Genomic DNA, 18,881 nt, shown 5'->3' on the forward strand with positions numbered 1-18,881 from the left:
ACGGCCAATTTAAAAGCGAGGGAATAGTCACGTTGAGTTCGTTTAATTGTTGAAGTCATTACACTCTCCAAAATGAGTTTGAAAAGTGTCAACGCTATTTAGGACGGGTCAATCTCTAAACTAAAAGCCGCATTATGCGGCTTTTTTGTGCCTGGTAGATCAACGAAGGTTCTAGGTTCTAGGTTCTAGGTTCTAGGTTCTAGGTTCTAGAAAGAGCGTACGACTGCATGGTCAATTTTGTTCCATACAAAATATGGCATTTCCACCTTCCATGGTGGTCAGATGCAGGAGGTAGAACTCTTTAATTAGAAAGAGTGAGGAGCAGTTATCGAGCAACGTCCTAGCAGCGAAGCGTCCTTCTTAGCTTTCAGCGAAGCTGCCCTAGTTCCTAGGGACTGCTTTTACACCAACGTCATAGCCATTTTACGACGCAGATAAGCGATTTGTTGCATATGCGGTAAATCTTTTGGACAGTTATCTTGGCAGCCGAGCAAGGTCATACAGCCAAACACTCCATCCTGATTACCAATCACATGGTAAAAATCCTCTGCTGTGCGGGCATCGCGACTATCCATCTCGAAACGGGCGATTTTCATCATGCCCACGGCGCCGACAAAGGTTTCACGCATTTGTTTAGTCGCACAGGCAGAAACACACACACCACATTCAACGCATCGCTCCAACTCATATAAACGCGCCGCTTCGTCTGGATCCATGGGATCTTCGAGTCGATGCACATTAATATCATTAGCTTTAGGGTGCAGCCACAACTTTAAGCGCTCGGCCAATTCACGCATAAACTTACCCGTATTCACCGATAAATCACCAATCAATTCAAAGCCTGGCAACGGCATTAAGGTGATTTCACCCTTAGGGTATTTGGCGGTTAAGGTACGGCAAGCTAAGGTTGGAAAACCGTTGATGACCATAGCACAACTGCCACAGATACCCGCACGGCAAACAAAGTCGAACTGCAAAGAGGTATCTTGCTCTTCCCTCAGTTTATTGAGTGCAATAAATACCGTCATCCCCGGCGTTTCTGTTAACTGATAACGCACCATCTTGGGCTTGTCGTTTGGCTCCTGCGGATCATAACGAAAAATATTAAAGGTTAACTGGCGACCTTGGCTCATTATGATTTTTCTCCTAACGCATTGGCAGATGGTGTTTTTAAGGTATCACTTAGACGTTCATTATTGGGTTGCAAACTCTCGGGTAACTCAAATGGCATAAGGGCTCGCTGCCTTTGATAGCGATCAGCATCTTCCCCTAGCTCAGCTAAAATCCCCGCAATTTGCTGCTCACGCTTCTCGGTATCTGGATGCACTATGGCGTTGTTAATGCCATAACCACGATAACCCGGCGGTAATTCCATCTTCATCACATCGAGCGCTTCGTAATTAAGCACAGGTTCGAGTGCATTGGCATCAGGCCAGCTCGCCAAAGTGCGATTCAGCCAATCTCTGTCATTTCGCTGCGGATAATCCTCACGGGCGTGGGCGCCACGGCTTTCGGTACGTGCCGCCGCACCGCAGGCCACTGTGAGCGCCACTTTGAGCATACGTTTAACCCGTAATGCTTCCACTAGTTCTGGATTGGCGTGACGTTTTTTACACTTAAGCCCAAGCTTGCGCGAACGCTCAAGCAATACTTTAAGCTCGGCAACGGCTTTATCGAGTTCAGGGCCATTACGGAATATCCCCACATAATCCATCATGATGCGCTGCATTTCGCGCTTGAGCTCGAAGGGACTCTCAGTACCATCGCCATCCACTAACGTATCGATTTCATCTTGCACTTGCTTCATAAACTTCTCAGCAAGCTGGGTGTTGATTTCTAGACTGTTGTTTTCACAAAAATCAGCAACATATTTACCGATAATCATGCCGCCAACCACAGTTTCCGCTAGCGAGTTCCCCCCTAAACGGTTAAAACCGTGCATATCCCAGCAGGCCGCCTCACCAACGCTAAATAATCCTTTGAGTTGTGGACTCTCGCCCGTAGCGTTAGTACGGATCCCGCCCATGGAGTAATGCTGAGTTGGGCGTACGGGGATCCAATCCTTAGCAGGATCGATGCCGAGGAAATTCTCACAAATTTCCTGCACTTCCCTAAGGTTAGTTTCGATGTGTTTGCGACCTAGAAGGGTAATATCCAGCCACAAATGCGGTCCATAAGGACTATCGACTCCCTTACCTTTGCGTATATGTTCTGTCATCCGGCGTGATACGACATCCCGCGACGCGAGTTCTTTTTTATCGGGCTCATAATCCGGCATAAAACGATAACCGTCTTTATCCAGCAATAATCCACCATCACCGCGGCAACCTTCAGTGGTGAGAATACCCACTGGTACGATAGCCGTAGGATGGAATTGCACCGCCTCCATATTACCTAGAGTCGCTACACCGGTTTCTAAAGCCAGCGCATGCCCAACACCTTCACAGATAATGGCGTTTGTTGATACTTCATAAATACGCCCATAACCGCCAGTGGCAATTGTAGTGGATTTAGCCACATAAGCGCGTAGCTCACCCGTAATCAAACAACGGGCAACTACGCCATGGCAACGTTTGCCATCGTGAATGAGAGCCAGAGCTTCGATGCGCTCATGGACGGGAATATCCATGGAAATCGCTTTGTTATCCATCGCATACAATAACGAATGGCCTGTACCATCTGCCGTATAGCAAGTACGCCATTTTTTGGTACCACCAAAATCACGGGCATTGATAAGACCATGGGCTTCCTGGGCCTCATGGAGAGTGACCTTTTGCGCATTAACGATCACTTCCCTTGGGCCTGCGGTCACCCTTGACCAAGGCACGCCCCAATTAGCCAGTTCACGTACGGCTTTAGGTGCACAATGAGCAAACATACGCGCAACTTCTTGATCGCAGCCCCAGTCTGAGCCCTTTACCGTATCTTGAAAGTGCACATCTTCATCATCGCCCATACCCTTAACGGCATTCCCTAAACTCGCCTGCATTCCCCCTTGCGCTGCAGCCGAGTGTGAACGTTTAGCAGGAATAAGCGATAGGACTAAGGTGTCTAGCCCGCGTTCTTTCGAGGCAATGGCTACCCTTAAACCGGCAAGTCCGGCTCCTACCACTAATGAATCGGTATAAATCAGTTTCACGCCTGCTCCTTAACGGGATCTGCTATTGTTGTCGGGTTTATTCTCATTTTATTTATGCTATAACGCTTTTTTTGTTTTTGATTCAATTTATTACAGGCTTAACCTGCGTGTGGTAAAAATGCCAGCAGTGACGCAATACCCACAGTGACAAATACCACACTGATGATTGTCTTCACTTTTCGTAACCGAGCACGACTATTGAGATCCCTCGCCGCCCCCCATTTCAATGCCACACGATAAATGCCAATGGCCGCATGCAATTCCACTGTAAGCAGTAATGGTAAGTACAGCATCCACACACCTTGGTTCCAAATTCTGTCGGCGCTGCCTTGGGGACCAATGGTTTCGGGTGCTGAGCCGATAAGCCACAAATGCACGGGTAGCAGCAATAAAATCACTACACCAGTCAGCGCCTGCCAACGCCACAAGCGAGTATCGCTGTGGTTAATAACCTGCATTTGTTGCCGTAGCGCCCTTTGCTGATGCAAATTCATGGGCAATTTTTGTAGCGCCACTACCACATGGACGAAAGCCAAAACAGCAATACCCATGGCGATACAAGTAACCACCCAGGGGTAACCATGACCATCAGAGGACAGAAAACTCAGCTCCATTGCGCGCGCTACCCAACTCATGGCATCTGCACCCAATAAAATCGATGACACTAACACTAAGTGGGTCCACAAAAAGACAGCAAGAATGACACCCGATAAACTCTGGCTTAAATCAAGCCAAGCACTCCATTTTTTTATTTTTAAATTGATCGCCATTTCACGTACCTCGCCCATTGACCTCATTGAGCCAATCCCATTAAGTCCAAAGCTAAAAGTCAATATCGCTCACATATCCATCAAAAAACCTGAGACAGATCAATCAAGAGATAAATAATTAACCAAATGCTTAAATATTAGCAGTGAAATAAAACTCTGCTTTACAGGTGTAGTATGCGACAAGCCCAATCCCTACTTAGGAACAAATGGCTGCACGGGAAGACTTAACTCACTTCCAATAAAAAGGTATGAAATTAAGCTCGCAGTACCAAGGCACAATAAATAGATAATCAAGACCTTAATGACTTTACGCAGACCAGAACGCTTGGTCGTGAATCCCCACTTAACCGACACGCGATACAAACCAATCATGGCATGTATCACAACTGCAGGTAGTAGAAGTGCATAGAGTAACCAAGCATTATTGTGATACACACGCTCGGCCGATAAATGCGGACCAATTTCTGGATTAGTAATCATGGTGAAAAGGTGCACTGGCACAAGGAAAAATAGAATAAAACCAGTGATAAGCTGCCAAAACCAAGCGTGGGTATCTTTGTGTTTAATTCCCCCCAAATGTGAACGGAGCGCACGCCACTGCCCTAGCTGTGCGGGGAACCGCCTAAGCGCCACCGCAGCATGGGTAATCACCACGAGTAACATAAATACAGAAAATATTTTAGTCACTATAGGAAAACCATGGCCAGTACTACTGAACATGCCACCTTCGAAGAACTGTACTACATGGTAAAATGCGTCTTTACCCAGCAGAATACTCGACTCAATATGCATATGCAGTAATAGGAAACCCCCAAGCATTAAACCCGTGGCGCTCTGTAATCTATCCGCCTTAGCCGACCAAGGGTGTCCTAACGCTGGTGTAGTCACCCTATTGTGAACTCGAGTTACGCTTGTCATTTCGCATATACCTATGTGTTTATTATTGGCACCTCTTGGCAAACTACACCATAGCAGCAACAAAAATCGGCGTTCAGCGTCACAGATTTAAAATGTGAGCCACCTCACCCGGCAGAATGTAACCCTTAGAAGGAGATCACAAAACTCAATATAAAGCCAAACAAAGGTAAAACCAATTAACCAATAAATTTCATATGGTTATGCTAAAAAATAAAACTGACAATCCGTTTTTGAGTACTAATCCGCACTCGGCCACTAACACCTTGTCTGCACAGACAAAAGCTCAATGCCTCGATACCCATTAGCTGACCCCTAAACTATGGTTATACCCAAGCCACCTTGACTAAAGCGCTTTAAATTCCTGCCTAATCCTGCATTTTGAGATAGTTTGGGTATACAATACCGCGATATTTTGAACCCTTAGCCTTTGAACACTTAGTCACAGGATGCCCCCATGCCTTGGATCCAACTCCGCATAAACACCAATAGCGATGACGCTGAAACCATCAGCGACTTACTCATGGAAGAAGGCTCAGTCTCTATCACCTTCGAAGACGGTAAAGACACGCCGATTTTTGAACCTAAACTGGGTGAAACCCCACTGTGGCGTGACACCGTAGTCGTCGCCCTATTCGACGCTGAAACCGACCTAGCACCGACCATTGAAATGCTGAAAACCTTGCCTTTCCTCGGTGAGAACTTCAGTCACAAGGTCGAACAAATTGACGATAAAGACTGGGTACGCGAGTGGATGGATAACTTCCACCCAATCCAATTTGGCTCACGTTTATGGATCTGCCCAAGCTGGCGCGAAATACCCGATCCGAGCGCAGTCAATGTGATCTTAGATCCGGGTCTAGCCTTCGGCACAGGCACTCATCCTACTACAGCGCTCTGTTTAGAGTGGCTAGACAGCCTAGATTTAAGCGATGAAGAAGTGATCGACTTTGGTTGTGGCTCCGGCATCTTAGCCGTGGCCGCACTGAAACTGGGGGCGAAAAAAGTTACAGGTATCGATATCGACTATCAAGCCATCGACGCCTCACGTGCTAACGCCGAACGTAATGACGTGGCCGACAAGCTGGCGTTGTACTTGCCAGAAAATCAACCCGTCGATCTTAAGGCTGATGTATTAGTTGCTAACATCCTCGCAGGCCCACTGCGTGAACTTGCACCACTTATCGCAGAACGCGTAAAGAGTGGTGGGAAATTAGCCCTTTCAGGCCTACTCAAAGAACAAGCCCAAGAAATCTCTGACTTCTACAGCCAATGGTTCGATATGGACGAAGCAGCTCACAAAGAAGACTGGAGTCGCTTGACAGGTAAGCGTAAATAGCAGTAATGCCATGGCCTAACATGCGCCATTGCTGGCTTCGGCAGATTTTGCCAATTACTTCTCAACACTTAAAAGTCAAGAAAAAAAATTGCGCCTAGGTCATTTATTGACCTTTTCACGGCCATCAAAAAGGGCTACTATAGCGCCCCTTTGAAGAGCTAAGGTGAGACATAGAATGCAGATTGGACCCTATCAACTGAAGAATCAGCTGATCGTGGCACCAATGGCAGGTGTCACCGATCAAGTCTTCCGTAATCTCTGTCTTCGTTATGGCGCAGCCCTTGCGGTGTCAGAGATGCTTTCATCTAATCCTGATGTTTGGGATACGGATAAAAGCCGCCAACGCATGATGCATTCTGGCGAGGAAGGCATCCGCTCAGTGCAAATTGCAGGGGCCGATCCTGATTTAATGGCACAGGCCGCTCTGTTCAACGTTGAACAAGGCGCCCATATCATTGATATCAACATGGGTTGCCCTGCAAAAAAAGTGAATAAAAAGCTGGCAGGCTCAGCGCTGATGCAAAATCCGCCGCTGGTAAAAGCAATTTTACAAGCCGTGGTCGCCGCAGTGAATGTGCCCGTCACGTTAAAGATTCGCACAGGTTGGGCTCCAGAACACAAGAATGGTGTTCAAATCGCCCAGATTGCAGAGGATTGTGGCATTGCCTCGCTCGCCGTTCACGGTCGCACAAGGCAATGCATGTACAAAGGCTACGCCGAGTACGACACCATAAAAGCAATCAAACAGAATGTCTCGATTCCTGTCGTCGCAAATGGGGATATCGACAGTCCGGAAAAGGCCCGCTTTGTGCTGGACTACACCGGTGTCGATGCTCTGATGATAGGACGGGGTGCTCAAGGACGACCTTGGATTTTCAGAGAAATCCAGCACTACTTGGAGACGGGTAATAAGCTAGCGCCCATTGAGGTCGCCCAGCAACGTGAAGTCATGCTGGAACACCTCACCAAACTGTATGATTTATATGGCGAATACAAGGGTATCCGCTTCGCTAGAAAACATATTGGATGGTACCTAGACCAAGAAGCTCAGCGCCAATTTAGGGCTGACTTTAATCGGCTGGAAACCGCTGCAGAACAGTATTCCCTCGTGGAATGTTATTTTGATGAATTAGCACAGAATTAATAAAGAGCAGAATAGAATGTTTGATCAGACAACTAATACAGAAGTTCACCAGCTTACCGTTGGCAAAATCGAAACAGCAAACGGCACTATCAAGCCCCAGTTATTACGTGACGCTGTCAAGCGTGCCGTAACTAACTTCTTCGCACAGTTGGACGGTCAGGAAGCACAAGAAGTTTATGAAATGGTGCTAAGCGAAGTAGAAGCGCCTCTACTTGACATCATCATGCAACACACTCGTGGCAACCAAACCCGCGCAGCAAACATGCTAGGTATCAACCGTGGTACTCTGCGTAAGAAATTGAAAAAGTACGGCATGAACTAATCCGAAAGGACTAAGTGATTGTTAGGAAACGGGCTTATTAGCAATGATAAGCCCGCTTTATTTTAATGGTTACACACATGGTTACACGCAGCCATATTCCATACATTAGAAATAATCATCCTACGTAATTAAAATCTGTTAAGTATTTATGCTAACTTGACTACGTTGATACCTACTCACAATGAAAATGGAATTTTATGAAAAAACTAGCGATTGCACTGTGCTTAACACTCACAGCCTGTACCTCAATGAATGATGCATTAACCCCATCAGTTAAAATTCAACAAAATGCGTTTGACGGAAGTTTAGAAGTAATTCAAGCGCCTGTAAGTGCAGCCTCCTCAATGTCAGAAGCAAAACATACTTTAGCTTTCAAATGGGCTAAACAAACGCCAGATGTCATTTACTTGTATGCAGGGGTTGCAGGGATTGAAACCGTCAGTGGGTTAGCCTTTAATGTTGATGGTGAAATCATTGATAACATCAAAAAAGTGGGCATAACTAATGTTGATTTAGGGCATACAGCGACTTTAAATTTACCCAACCGCTCGACAGCAGCTTTTGTCATATCAAAAAGAGATTTTGAAAAAATTTCGAAGGGTGACTTGGTCAAAATGAAAGTTGAAATGCTTAACTCATATTCAGTGTCTAGTTTTGGTAAAAGCGTTTTTGCATCAATAAATTCAAAACTCACTCCTTTTATTGCAGCTATTGAGCAAAACATTTAAAAAATGGGATAGATTATTAAATCGGCTCATTAATTTATTCTAGTGGATTTTTAATTGCAGTAAGCTCTTAGGGAAGGTGCGAATAAGTATCCAGTGAATAAAAAATGAAAATTTTAACCATTAATTATCAAATGGTTACAAGATAGCATTTTCGTGCCACATGACTTGTTCGCACCTTCCCTAGTTTCTACATATCTGGGTACGTAAAGCTTTTCATCAAGTAGTTTAAAATTCTTAGGGTAACATTAGGATTCTTAGTGTTTTCTTATGGTTATCCATTTCCCTTATGACATAGAACTAATTGCCTTGAGCAAACGACTTAACAAATTCTTCCTTCTGCTTTTCGCTTACTTTAACAACTAAGGGCTAGTACCGATAAACCTTAGCCACTAGGTAACGCCACTCTGGATCATCTGAACGCATTATTGTATCTTCAAAGCTAGCTCCACTAACCATTAAACGCGCAGCAACCAATGCTTGATCACTCACTGCATCACAGTGACTCACAACATCTCTAACATAATCGTGAATGCCCGTAATCCCTAGCTTGCTTTGGTTTATATCCTTTCCCCCTAACTTTAAATAGATATGAACTGTGATAAATTGCTTTGTGTTGTTTCTTAAAATCTAACCTATGAAAGAAATGCCAGCGTGACCAGTAAGGGCTACCTCCTGAGATTTCCAACCATATTTTCTTTATTTTAATACTTAAAGCCCTTGGGTGATGTATTCGATTCCCGTCCATCATTAATACACAGTGATAATGTTGCTGCTTGGCCTTTTCTATTTCTCTAGCCCATGAATAGCCAACATCTTTTGTTTTATAATGCCGCTCAAGCTGTCGCCTTAATCGCCTAAAAAAAATACTCATCAAAAAAGAATCTTTTGTTGCGCTCTTATCGTCAGCAAAACGTAAGTCAAAACGGTACAGGAACACTCTAGAATGTCGGCTTACCATCCAAGCTAATTCATCAAGAAAGGTCTTAAATGGCTTAGTGTGAATACCTGATGGCTTAGCCTGCACCCTGTACACCTCACCACCATGTTCAATGTATTCTTGATAACTCACATACTTCATTTAAAGATGCTTAAGACAATAGCGACTAAGACAATAGATATTATTAATATCCGAGCTGATTTAACTCGCCTTTCCTGCCAACTTTCCTTTACTGGCGGCACTTCATGCCAATACAGACCGCTATCATTTGAGGGGTAACAAGGTGGTAAGGGTTGTTTTAGCTTGTTCACACCATACACAGCAATAGTTTTAACGATAGTAGTCGCTAACTTTTTGTTCGGTTTGTTATGTGAGTTTTCAACTTGATATGAACACATAATAGGCTTACCCTTTAAAAGCTGGTGACGCTTGGTCGCCAAACTTCACACCACCAGCAAGTTCACGAAATGCCCTTGGCTTATTGGTCAGGGGCGTTTTGTTTTAAGGGGACGATTGAGTAAATCTTTCGCCTTGAACCATCATTGGCAGACCTTGAGTCAATGAATAAGCCTATTGCAGCCAGTTTGGATTCAACACGCTGTATAAATGAAGGTAAGTAAGGTATTCGGTGATCTTGGAATTCATATTCTTTGCGATAGTCGTAACCGCCATTAGCCGCAATAGTCATCAATGCTTGATATTGCTTGGCGGTGAAACGCTTAGCATTGGCTTTCAGTAATGTTTGGACGAAGTTCATTGCACGCCCTCCCATTCACCACGAACCCAAGCTTGAACATCCGATTCAAGCCAACGAACACAGCGTTTAGTTAATCTGCGACCTTGTGGGAACTCTCCTGCTCTTTCTAACTGCCAGATTCGAGTACGGCTCAGAGAAGTAGCGGCTTTCACGTAATTTAAATTAACGAGCTTTTCCTGTAACAACATATTAAGTACCTCTGGTTTATTGTCGTTACATTTTATCTACCTTTGTCTTTTAACAATGAGGGAATAAAATTGGCAATAATATTCTACCGTCTATTATCAGCCTTTAAAGCTTGTGGAATATTTACAGGAAAATGTGACAAATATTTGTTCTTTTGTTCTGCACTCCAACCATCTGGTACATAATTCAACATCCGCTTTATCTCCAAATCTGGATAAATTTCTTTTTGTTTTTTATCTAGACTAGACCCTTTCATTGTAAATTGGGGGTACATCATATCTAGAAGTGCTGCAACTCTCTCACAAGCATCTTTCCTAGTTAAACCACACAAATGTTCAAGCTTTGCAATCGCAACACAGGCTTGATACAAAACTGCTTCTTTTTGGGGCTTTACGCTAGATTTCTTTTTACGATCAACAATATGTTCACCACACCTTTTATCTAAAAATAGTTTTGTTATTTCATCCAAAAGCACTGGCACCAAAATCTTATATTTATAGCAAGCCAAATAAGCTTCCTCTAAATAACATGCCTCATTCAATTGAAAATATTTCAAAACAAGGTTTTGTACTTCTATCCTCAATGCGCTGTATTGCTCAAAGCGAAAGCTAGACACATCCATTTGTTCAGTTAATTGCTCATAAAGCGTATCAAGGTACCTATGCTGTTCTATTGATAATTCAGAATTTTTCATTCGCCCTCCCTAGCATCACCACATTATTTGTGTCTCCTCGTAGCAGAGCTAGCCTATCCTGCCACGTGTTCAGTGCATCTAACTTTTCTGGTAGGTACTGACTGCGATTGTAGATACCCGCCACGCCTTGTATTGAGTGACCAAGTAACGCCTCTACAACATGAGGGGCAATGCCCATATCGTTTAACCCTGTAGCAACTGTGCGTCTTAAATCGTGCAAGCTCCATGAATTATCATGGCCTAGTAACTTGTAAATCTTGCCGCCCCAACCGCTGACCGCTTCTGCACTCTTTAGTTCACCCAGTAAATAACCGCCCTTGTGCTGCTCACACAATGATTTCAGCATAGGAATTAACGCGTCAGGTATGGGGCGCTTTATCTCACCACTTTGGCCTTTGGCTTGGTCTTTATCGCGGGTTTTATTGTGGGCTGCAGGAACCGTCCAAACCTTAGTATCAAAGTTAAACTCTTTGGTTTGTGCAAGCCTTAACTCTTGAGTTCGGCAACCAAATGAGATGAGCAGCAATGTAAGATTGCGGTAATAAGGCATCATCTTGCCTGCATCCAGCCATTTAACTAAATCCTCAAGCCTTTGCCAGCTATCATCCTCCACAAGCCGCTGTGAGCGTTTGTTTTGCTTTTTGGCACCTATGTCATCCAGTTCAATATCAAACACGCTTCGGTCTATCTCATAACCTCTTTTGGCACAAAACTTAAGGGCTTGCTGTAAATTCCTGAGTACGTAGCCAGCCGCAACAGGATATTGCTTTGAACTCTTACGGATTGTTTTGATCCAGTGGGGCTTTTGGATACTGGCAAGGGGTAAATGGCCTAACTCTGGTACTAACCATTTGTTGAATTGCTGTCTGTGTTTGATTGCGTTAGTTCGTTTGTCGAGGGCGTATTCATCAATCCAAAAATTAAGCGCATCTTCTACAGTTATCGGTTTAATTGTTCTATCAATGGCAAGGGCTATTTCAAATTTAGGATCTTTACCATCTGCCAACCATGCCCGACATTCGTCACGTTTATCTCTAGCTTTAGCCAGCGTTAAATCTGGATAGTTGCCTAGTACGATGGTATGTGGGCTAGTGGTTCTGTCACCAATGCGGTAGCGAAAAAGCCAATTTAAATTGTTTTGCTTATTAACCTTTGAGGGGCGAGCGCGAATACTTAACCCTAACCCGTCACTTTGAGTAACGGCCTTTACGTAATTGTCGCTTAATAGCTTCTTTAGTGCTGTATCAGTTAACTTATTCTTGCCTGCCATATTCACCTCTGGTTACACGCATGGTTACACGCACTTGATAGTCTAACCCTAAACATGGATAAACAATATACAACAAATCAACATTTAAGATATTGTTTTAAAATAGATTAGTTAAACTCAGGCAAAGTAAGGTAAACAACGAAATACACTAAAAACGATTGTACGGCATGAATTAATCTAACTAGATTAATTGATTGTTAGGAAAGGGGTTAACCTGTAATGGTTAGCCCCTTTTCACATTATATGTACCCCCATATGTATCCCTTACGTGAGTCAATTGAACGCTCAGTATTGAGTGTTCTTACACCAACTTACTCAACTAAAAATTAGCGATATGATCGGAAAAAGAAATTTGAATAAAACCGTTAATTCAAGCCTAATCTGATACCTACACTATAAAAATAAGGAGCTAGATAGCCAAAATTCTGCACCAGAATAATCTATTGTCGCTCCTGTCAATCCACAACCTGTGGCAACGCCACCAGACAATAAACAGCATATCAATGACGAAAAAAAGCATACAACTAACCTTAAGGATCTGAAAATGCTATTTATAGTAAATGGTATGGTGGATTGCTTTGATATAAGAACTTCCGATTTTGAATCAATATATAAAGCAGTCGCTTACGAGATTTATCCAGTAAGCATGACTGCGCCAGTAAAATCACTTCTGGTCGGTAAACATGACGACCTTGGTGGCGCAATAATGGATGACAGCGGCTCTCCATTTGCTATATATCAAGCGCTTATAGCTAGTGGCTACGAAGTTGTTACGTTTGATGATGAGTTTCTGGAGCAACTGCAAGCTCATAACGAGTCAATGGACATCATTGATGATGAGCCAGAAGGCATTGAAGACGGTCGACACCCGCTTGACTTTACGGTGTATTAAAACTGAATCATTCAGGAAATATTTGCCAGAAAAAGTAAAGCGACCCAACACTCATTTGAGCCGCTTTACGTCCTGTAATGTTACACGTTTACATACATCTCAATTTTTGCCGAAGTTCCTGAAAACTTGAAACCCAGTAATAGCGTTGATTACCACACATAGAACAAGTACATGGCGTTTAAAAACTGTACAGAGCCGTTGGTGCCCAGTGACTCCCAAATAGCGCTCTTAACTCATGTATCCACTTCAAGATTCGAGCGCATGCGTCCTACTCCCTAAGGAATATTTCACGCTGTTAACTGTGACATCAATAGCAATTCCCGAGTATTTTAGTCGGGTTTGCTTGATCAAAACAAAAGCAGCAAATAATATGCATGTAAATAATTGCCCGCTTTGGAGTGTTTCTATGTCAACTACCCATCAATCAAATGCTGATCTTTCAGCTGCAGATTTATCATCGGAACGATTAGATCACCAAGAATCATCGGTTTCGTCCACTTGGTTAGATAGAAAAGTCGGGGAACTCGTGGCCGAAGATTTTCGCCGTGCCCATATATTTAGCCAATTTGGTATCGATTTCTGTTGTGGTGGCGGTAAACCGCTATCAACGGCCTGTGAACGGGCAGGTGTGAATGCAGATGAGGTGTTAAATGCACTGAATACCATGGCATCGCTGGGATCACAGGATGATAAATTAAACCAGTTACCCCTTAGTGAACTCATTGATTACATCGAAGTAACCCACCATAAATACGTTCGGGAAAAAGCCCCTTTACTCATTGAGTATTCAGAAAAAATGGTACGGGCTCACGGTGAACATTATGCTGAAGTTGTCCCCTTTGCTGGCTGGATTCGTGCTTTAGTTGAAGATTTAATGCCCCATTTAATGAAAGAAGAAAGAATACTCTTTCCTGCAATTCGCGCCCTCAGTCAGGGGGAGCAAATCGAAGGCTGCTTTGGTCATATAGGCAATCCTATCAATGCAATGCAGCATGAACACGAAGAAGCTGGGGCAATTTTGCAGAAATTACACGAATTAACCAATGACTTTACCCCACCGGAATATGCCTGCACAACATGGCGAGTATGCTATGCCACGCTCGCTGAATTTGAAGCAGATCTGCACCAACATATTCATTTAGAAAATAATATATTATTTCCTAAGAGCTTAAACTTGGCCCAATAACTGACTATCACACTCCATCCTCTTGGGTGATTAGCCCAATCATGCACCCAAAGGCTAGACTCAGATCTGGCCTTTGAGTCATTGGCATGTTACAACAAACTCAAGTGCCGCTGACGGACAAGCTGCCATGACATTTCAATCCTTTGCACTCGATAATATCGCCGATTTACAAGAATCGGCTCAGGTGGAGTTTAAACTGGCGGGTGGCCGTGACGGCCAAGGCCAACTTCCCGAGGATATTTGGGCGACCTATAGCTCTTTTGCCAACACCTTAGGTGGCGAGATCATTCTCGGCGTACGGGAAGATCGCGGTCAGTTCACCATTGAAGGAATTCCTAACCCTTTACCGGTATTGCAGGAGTTTTGGGAAATCCTCGACGATCAGCACCGCACAAGTCACAACATTCTCGAGATTTCAGATGTTCAGCTTATCCAAATTATGAATAGAAAACTGATCAGGATACGTGTACCTGTGGCCCCAGAACATTTAAAACCCATTTTTATAGGTGGCAATGCTTACACAGGTACTTATTTTCGGGTGGGAGACGCAGACATGCACGCAAGCCGCCGGCAGGTAAACCAATTACTAAGACGAGCCCATCACTGCAATAAACAGACAAGGCACGTTAATTTAAAATCCTGCGAGTAAATAACCACCCATAGCAGCTATTGCTGCACCAGAAATGCGCATCAATTTACGCTGACCAGTAATGCGCTGCATACCCAGTCCAATCATCACCCCCCCTAAATGGATCACTGCGGTACCACATAAAAATCCTAGGGCATATAGCATCGGGCTCGCCAACGCTGGCATTTCAGTACCATGGGCATGACCATGAAAAATCGCAAATACCCCAACAAAAGCCATGGCAAATAACAGCGGAAGCTGACGGTCAAATGCAATAGCAAGACCGAGTAACAACACAGATAAAGCGATACCAATTTCAACGAAAGGCACGGCAATAGCATATAAACCTAAAAGGCCGCCTACTAACATAAAAGTGACAAAAGCTAAGGGAACCGTCCAAATCGCGCGGCCACCGAGTTGTGTACTGAGCATCCCCACGCTTAACATAGCGAGCAGATGGTCAAACCCCAACACAGGATGATTAAATCCAGACATAAAACCACCGCCAGAATGGATTTCATGGGTTGATGCTGGTGCAATAAATAATAATGTCAGCAGAGTCAATAAGCATAAACGTGCCATATCAGCATCCTTGGTGAATAGGTTTTTGTTTTAATAAGGTTAAATGATAGCCAAGACTCTACTGCAAAAAATAAATACAAACTTTGATCCTAATCACCCTTAGATTGGCAAAAGCTTAGGGGCTTAGTTGCCTTAACCAAATCCACACTATGACACTATGACACTATGACACTATGACACTAGCATTTTGACTAATGAATCTAAGGAGGCAATCTCCATATGGGGCAAAAGCGCGGCGATTGGCAATGATGCAACTTGTCCAAAACTAGGATTAAGCCAAACCGACTGACAACCGGCTAATCGCGCACCACGCACATCGGCATTCATGCTATCGCCCACATGCAAAAGTTGTTGCGGCCCAATATCTAACCGAGTACAAGCAAGGTAAAACATATCCTTAGCAGGCTTCATATGCACACCTTGGCCTGGGCGCAAGACAAACTCGAAGGCATCCCCAAGACCAATTCGCTCAGGGTCCACATTGCCATTGGTAATCCCAACCAATCTAAAATGCCCTGATAACTGCTTGAGCAATGAGAGCACGGTATCGGAAACTTTAAAATGACTACGGTGGAAATAAAAGCAATCTAAACCTTCTTTCGCGCCCCGTTCCGCTTCGCTTTCACAATAGCCCAGTTGTAATAATCCTTGGCGAAGAGTAGCAATTCTTGCCGCCGACGTATCATGTGCCAATTCGGGAATTTGTTGTAAAAGTTGCAGTTTTAACCTTCGCCAGTCAAAGGACTGCCATGCCTGCGTTAGCGGAAAAGCCCGGTGCAAAAACTGAGTTAACTCGGCTTCGGCATTCAAAATATAGGGCTGATTATCGTACAGGGTATCGTCGAGATCGAAACTGATCGCTTGAATATTTTGGGGTCTAAGATAACAACGCATTATTTATCCTGCTGTTTTTTCGCTCTAGGATGGGCGCTATCATACACCTTAGCTAAGTGTTGGAAATCTAGACTGGTGTAAATTTGTGTAGTAGAGAGGTTTGCGTGACCTAATAATTCCTGTACTGCACGCAGATCGGCACTCGACTCCAACATATGAGTCGCAAAAGAATGGCGTAATTTATGGGGATGAACTCGCACAGATAATGCTTGTTCCTGTCCCCATTTTGCCATCCGAGCCTGAATACTACGATGAGATAATCGCTTGCCTTTTGCGGTTACAAACAGCGCCTTATCTTCACAGGGAATTAGCTGACGGCATATAAGCCATGCCTCTAATGCCTTGATAGCATAACTTCCTACTGGCACAATGCGCTCTTTATTGCCTTTACCTAACACTCTAACTTCACGCAGATCGTACTGAACACTAGATAAATTGAGCGCCGCTAACTCGGCAAGACGTAATCCGCTGGAATAAAACAATTCCATCATGGCCTTATCCCGCAGCGTTAACGGATCTGTGCCTTCGATTTCGAGCAAATGGGTAATGGAATCGACATCAATATTTTTTGGTAATGGCTTGGCTTGTTTAGGTGCACTGAGTCCTTTGGCAGGATTAACCGCTATCATCCCTTCCCGCAGTAAAAACTCCCCCCACTGTTTGACCGCAGATAAACACAGGGAAAGCGAGCGAGGACTCAAGCCTTTGCGATGTAACTTTGCCAACACTTGCTGCCAATGCTCTCGACCTACATTAAGCAAGGTAACATCTTCAGGTAATAGTGCGCTGGCACGATTGAGTTCATAGAGATAATTACGTACTGTGTGGGCCGATAACTGTCGCTCTGAATGTAAATAACGCTCATAGTTCTGCAGACATGTTACCTTGAGGTCCGACATATCGCCCATTTGCGTACTCATATCGGTTTCCTTATCAGTGCCTGTCAAATAGACTTTTCTGGAACGCTATTTCAAGCAAGGTTCTAAACGAAATCATAATTTAGCTAACATATGTACCAATAAACGGCGTAGCTGTTCGAGCAGCATGTTATCCATATCTGGGTGAAAATGGGTTGCATCTTGGCTGGCGATAGCAAAAATAACGGGAATATCTTCGGCTAACTTCACTAAGGCGACAGAGCCTACTTCGGCGCCAAAAAGTCGCTTGGCTTCTTGCTGGGTTAAACGACCAAAATAATGACCCTTGCGCAGACGTTGCTCCCAAATGGCCTTCATATCGGCCCCCACATCGAGAACGCTGATCAAACGCACATGGCTAAAATTAAACTGCTGCTTTAGGTTGTCAGCTAATACTTCTTTAAGAGATATTAGATCTGCGCAATTCAATAGCTTGAAAGACAACTCAGTATTGAAAAGATAGATTTTTTCATTACGCGCTGCCATGCTCAGCAAGCTAGTGATTTCTTCCTCCAGCAGACTCACTCGCTGGCGCAGCAGTTCTTGGCGTCGCTCAACTAATGAAATCGCGCCACGTTCCGTATGGGGCAAACGCATTGCCAACAATAGTTCGGGATAACGGTTAAAAAAATCAGGATTATCCAGCAGATACTCGCGAATAATCTGTTCATCGAATGGAAGATTTATCTGCGGCATAAGAGGCTCTGTCATAACTGAATTTGTCCATCGTAAACATGTTGTGCGGGGCCCGTCATCCACAGGGGTTTACCCTCGCCTTCCCAGTTGATGGTTAAAGTGCCACCCGGTAAGTCCACCCGAACTTGCTGATCAAGTTTACCTTGTATTTGACCAACAACCACAGCAGCACAAGCTCCCGTGCCACAGGCTAAGGTTTCTGCAGCGCCGCGCTCATAAACACGCAGTTTAATATGGCCAGAGTTTACCACCTGCATAAAACCGACATTCACTCCGCGCGGAAAGCGTTCATGCTTTGTCAGCAAAGCACCAATCTCAGCAACGGCGGCACTGGTCACATCTTCCACATCAAGCACACAGTGCGGATTGCCCATGGAGGCCGCACCACATAAAAAGGTTTGCTGCGCGGTCTGCAGTAAATAGGTTTTTTCAGGCTTTTTGGCTTTAAAGGGGATTAGGCTTGGCTCAAGTATCGGTACGCCCATATTCACAGTAACAGTACCATCACGCTCCAAACGCAATGTCATCTTGCCAGATGAGGTGCTAACACGAATTTTATTCTTATTTGTTAGCCCTTTATTACGCACAAAACGGGCAAAACAACGGGCACCATTACCACACTGTTCAACTTCACTGCCATCTGCGTTGAAGATGCGATAGTGAAAATCTAAATCGGGGTCATAGGGTGGCTCGACCAAGAGTAACTGATCGAAACCTATACCAAAGTTACGGTCGGCTAAACGGCGGATCTGCTCAGGCGAAAAGAAAACGTTCTGCGTGATCCCATCGACCACCATAAAATCGTTGCCCAGTCCGTGCATCTTAGTGAATTGGATCAAGATACTTATCCTTTAAGCCGAGGCGCCGTTCATTAAGTAATAAACC

Annotated in this window: 21 protein-coding genes; 7 read left to right on the plus strand and 14 right to left on the minus strand. The window is 44.3% G+C overall.

Annotated features, from left to right (window positions below; all coding sequences use genetic code 11):
- Positions 1 to 401 precede the first annotated feature (401 nt).
- From L2744_RS18355 to L2744_RS18370, 4 genes are all read right to left on the minus strand, one after another.
- Positions 402 to 1,133 (minus strand): fumarate reductase iron-sulfur subunit, encoded by a 732-nt coding sequence (locus tag L2744_RS18355; RefSeq protein WP_248993247.1) that lies wholly within the window; start codon positions 1,131 to 1,133, stop codon positions 402 to 404.
- Positions 1,133 to 3,139 carry a fumarate reductase flavoprotein subunit gene (locus L2744_RS18360; RefSeq protein ID WP_248993248.1) on the minus strand — a complete coding sequence of 669 codons (2,007 nt, stop codon included), beginning with the start codon at positions 3,137 to 3,139 and terminating at the stop codon, positions 1,133 to 1,135. Before L2744_RS18360 ends, L2744_RS18355 begins: the two co-directional genes overlap by 1 nt.
- 98 nt (positions 3,140 to 3,237) lie before the next feature.
- A complete protein-coding gene (locus L2744_RS18365; RefSeq protein WP_248993249.1) occupies positions 3,238 to 3,909 on the minus strand; it encodes a fumarate reductase cytochrome b subunit in 672 nt (223 codons plus the stop codon).
- 192 nt (positions 3,910 to 4,101) lie between these two features.
- Complete coding sequence (locus L2744_RS18370) at positions 4,102 to 4,827, minus strand: fumarate reductase cytochrome b subunit (RefSeq protein ID WP_248993250.1); 726 nt, start codon at positions 4,825 to 4,827, stop codon at positions 4,102 to 4,104.
- 454 nt (positions 4,828 to 5,281) lie between these two features.
- Between L2744_RS18370 and prmA the strand changes: the two genes are divergently transcribed.
- From prmA to L2744_RS18390, 4 genes are all read left to right on the plus strand, one after another.
- Positions 5,282 to 6,163: a 50S ribosomal protein L11 methyltransferase gene (gene prmA, locus L2744_RS18375; protein ID WP_248993251.1), complete on the plus strand. Its 882-nt coding sequence runs from the start codon at positions 5,282 to 5,284 to the stop codon at positions 6,161 to 6,163.
- Between the two features lie 175 nt (positions 6,164 to 6,338).
- Positions 6,339 to 7,307 (plus strand): tRNA dihydrouridine synthase DusB, encoded by a 969-nt coding sequence (dusB, locus tag L2744_RS18380; RefSeq protein WP_248993252.1) that lies wholly within the window; start codon positions 6,339 to 6,341, stop codon positions 7,305 to 7,307.
- Between the two features lie 16 nt (positions 7,308 to 7,323).
- On the plus strand, positions 7,324 to 7,629 hold the full coding sequence (gene fis / locus L2744_RS18385) for a DNA-binding transcriptional regulator Fis (protein WP_006083371.1): 306 nt from the start codon (positions 7,324 to 7,326) through the stop codon (positions 7,627 to 7,629).
- 197 nt (positions 7,630 to 7,826) lie between these two features.
- Positions 7,827 to 8,357, plus strand: a complete 531-nt coding sequence (locus tag L2744_RS18390) for a hypothetical protein (protein WP_248993253.1) — start codon at positions 7,827 to 7,829, stop codon at positions 8,355 to 8,357.
- Positions 8,358 to 8,871: 514 nt separating this feature from the next.
- On the opposite strand, the gene L2744_RS18395 is transcribed toward L2744_RS18390, so the two are convergent.
- From L2744_RS18395 to L2744_RS18415, 5 genes are all read right to left on the minus strand, one after another.
- Positions 8,872 to 9,435 carry a YagK/YfjJ domain-containing protein gene (locus tag L2744_RS18395; protein WP_248993254.1) on the minus strand — a complete coding sequence of 188 codons (564 nt, stop codon included), beginning with the start codon at positions 9,433 to 9,435 and terminating at the stop codon, positions 8,872 to 8,874.
- A 337-nt stretch (positions 9,436 to 9,772) separates the two neighbouring features.
- The gene (locus tag L2744_RS18400) at positions 9,773 to 10,051 is read right to left on the minus strand and encodes a hypothetical protein (RefSeq protein ID WP_248993255.1); all 279 of its coding nucleotides are present in this window, start codon (positions 10,049 to 10,051) and stop codon (positions 9,773 to 9,775) included.
- Positions 10,048 to 10,239 carry a helix-turn-helix transcriptional regulator gene (locus tag L2744_RS18405; RefSeq protein WP_248993256.1) on the minus strand — a complete coding sequence of 64 codons (192 nt, stop codon included), beginning with the start codon at positions 10,237 to 10,239 and terminating at the stop codon, positions 10,048 to 10,050. Before L2744_RS18405 ends, L2744_RS18400 begins: the two co-directional genes overlap by 4 nt.
- An 83-nt stretch (positions 10,240 to 10,322) precedes the next feature.
- Positions 10,323 to 10,931, minus strand: coding sequence for a hypothetical protein (locus L2744_RS18410; RefSeq protein ID WP_248993257.1), 609 nt, complete (start codon positions 10,929 to 10,931; stop codon positions 10,323 to 10,325).
- Positions 10,918 to 12,201, minus strand: a complete 1,284-nt coding sequence (locus L2744_RS18415) for a tyrosine-type recombinase/integrase (protein WP_248993258.1) — start codon at positions 12,199 to 12,201, stop codon at positions 10,918 to 10,920. The genes L2744_RS18410 and L2744_RS18415 overlap by 14 nt, the downstream gene beginning before the upstream one ends.
- A gap of 544 nt (positions 12,202 to 12,745) precedes the next feature.
- Here L2744_RS18415 and L2744_RS18420 point away from each other — a divergent pair.
- From L2744_RS18420 to L2744_RS18430, 3 genes are all read left to right on the plus strand, one after another.
- Entirely contained in the window at positions 12,746 to 13,093 is a 348-nt protein-coding gene (locus L2744_RS18420; RefSeq protein WP_248993259.1) for a hypothetical protein, read from the plus strand.
- A 406-nt stretch (positions 13,094 to 13,499) separates the two neighbouring features.
- Entirely contained in the window at positions 13,500 to 14,279 is a 780-nt protein-coding gene (gene ric / locus L2744_RS18425; RefSeq protein WP_248993260.1) for an iron-sulfur cluster repair di-iron protein, read from the plus strand.
- A 127-nt stretch (positions 14,280 to 14,406) separates the two neighbouring features.
- Positions 14,407 to 14,928 carry an AlbA family DNA-binding domain-containing protein gene (locus L2744_RS18430; RefSeq protein WP_248993261.1) on the plus strand — a complete coding sequence of 174 codons (522 nt, stop codon included), beginning with the start codon at positions 14,407 to 14,409 and terminating at the stop codon, positions 14,926 to 14,928.
- Here L2744_RS18430 and L2744_RS18435 read toward each other — a convergent pair.
- The 5 genes from L2744_RS18435 to dapF form a co-directional block, all read right to left on the minus strand.
- Positions 14,911 to 15,489, minus strand: coding sequence for a HupE/UreJ family protein (locus L2744_RS18435; protein WP_248993262.1), 579 nt, complete (start codon positions 15,487 to 15,489; stop codon positions 14,911 to 14,913). The two genes, L2744_RS18430 and L2744_RS18435, sit on opposite strands and share 18 nt — an antisense overlap.
- A gap of 171 nt (positions 15,490 to 15,660) precedes the next feature.
- On the minus strand, positions 15,661 to 16,383 hold the full coding sequence (locus L2744_RS18440; protein ID WP_248993263.1) for an HAD-IA family hydrolase: 723 nt from the start codon (positions 16,381 to 16,383) through the stop codon (positions 15,661 to 15,663).
- Positions 16,383 to 17,291, minus strand: coding sequence for a tyrosine recombinase XerC (xerC, locus tag L2744_RS18445; RefSeq protein WP_248993275.1), 909 nt, complete (start codon positions 17,289 to 17,291; stop codon positions 16,383 to 16,385). The genes L2744_RS18440 and xerC overlap by 1 nt, the downstream gene beginning before the upstream one ends.
- Positions 17,292 to 17,375: 84 nt before the next feature.
- Positions 17,376 to 18,011 (minus strand): DUF484 family protein, encoded by a 636-nt coding sequence (locus L2744_RS18450; RefSeq protein WP_248993264.1) that lies wholly within the window; start codon positions 18,009 to 18,011, stop codon positions 17,376 to 17,378.
- The gene (gene dapF / locus L2744_RS18455) at positions 18,008 to 18,835 is read right to left on the minus strand and encodes a diaminopimelate epimerase (RefSeq protein WP_248993265.1); all 828 of its coding nucleotides are present in this window, start codon (positions 18,833 to 18,835) and stop codon (positions 18,008 to 18,010) included. The genes L2744_RS18450 and dapF overlap by 4 nt, the downstream gene beginning before the upstream one ends.
- Between the last annotated feature and the right edge of the window lie 46 nt (positions 18,836 to 18,881).

The sequence above is a fragment of the Shewanella profunda genome, from assembly GCF_023283765.1.
Classification (GTDB): Bacteria; Pseudomonadota; Gammaproteobacteria; order Enterobacterales; family Shewanellaceae; genus Shewanella; species Shewanella profunda.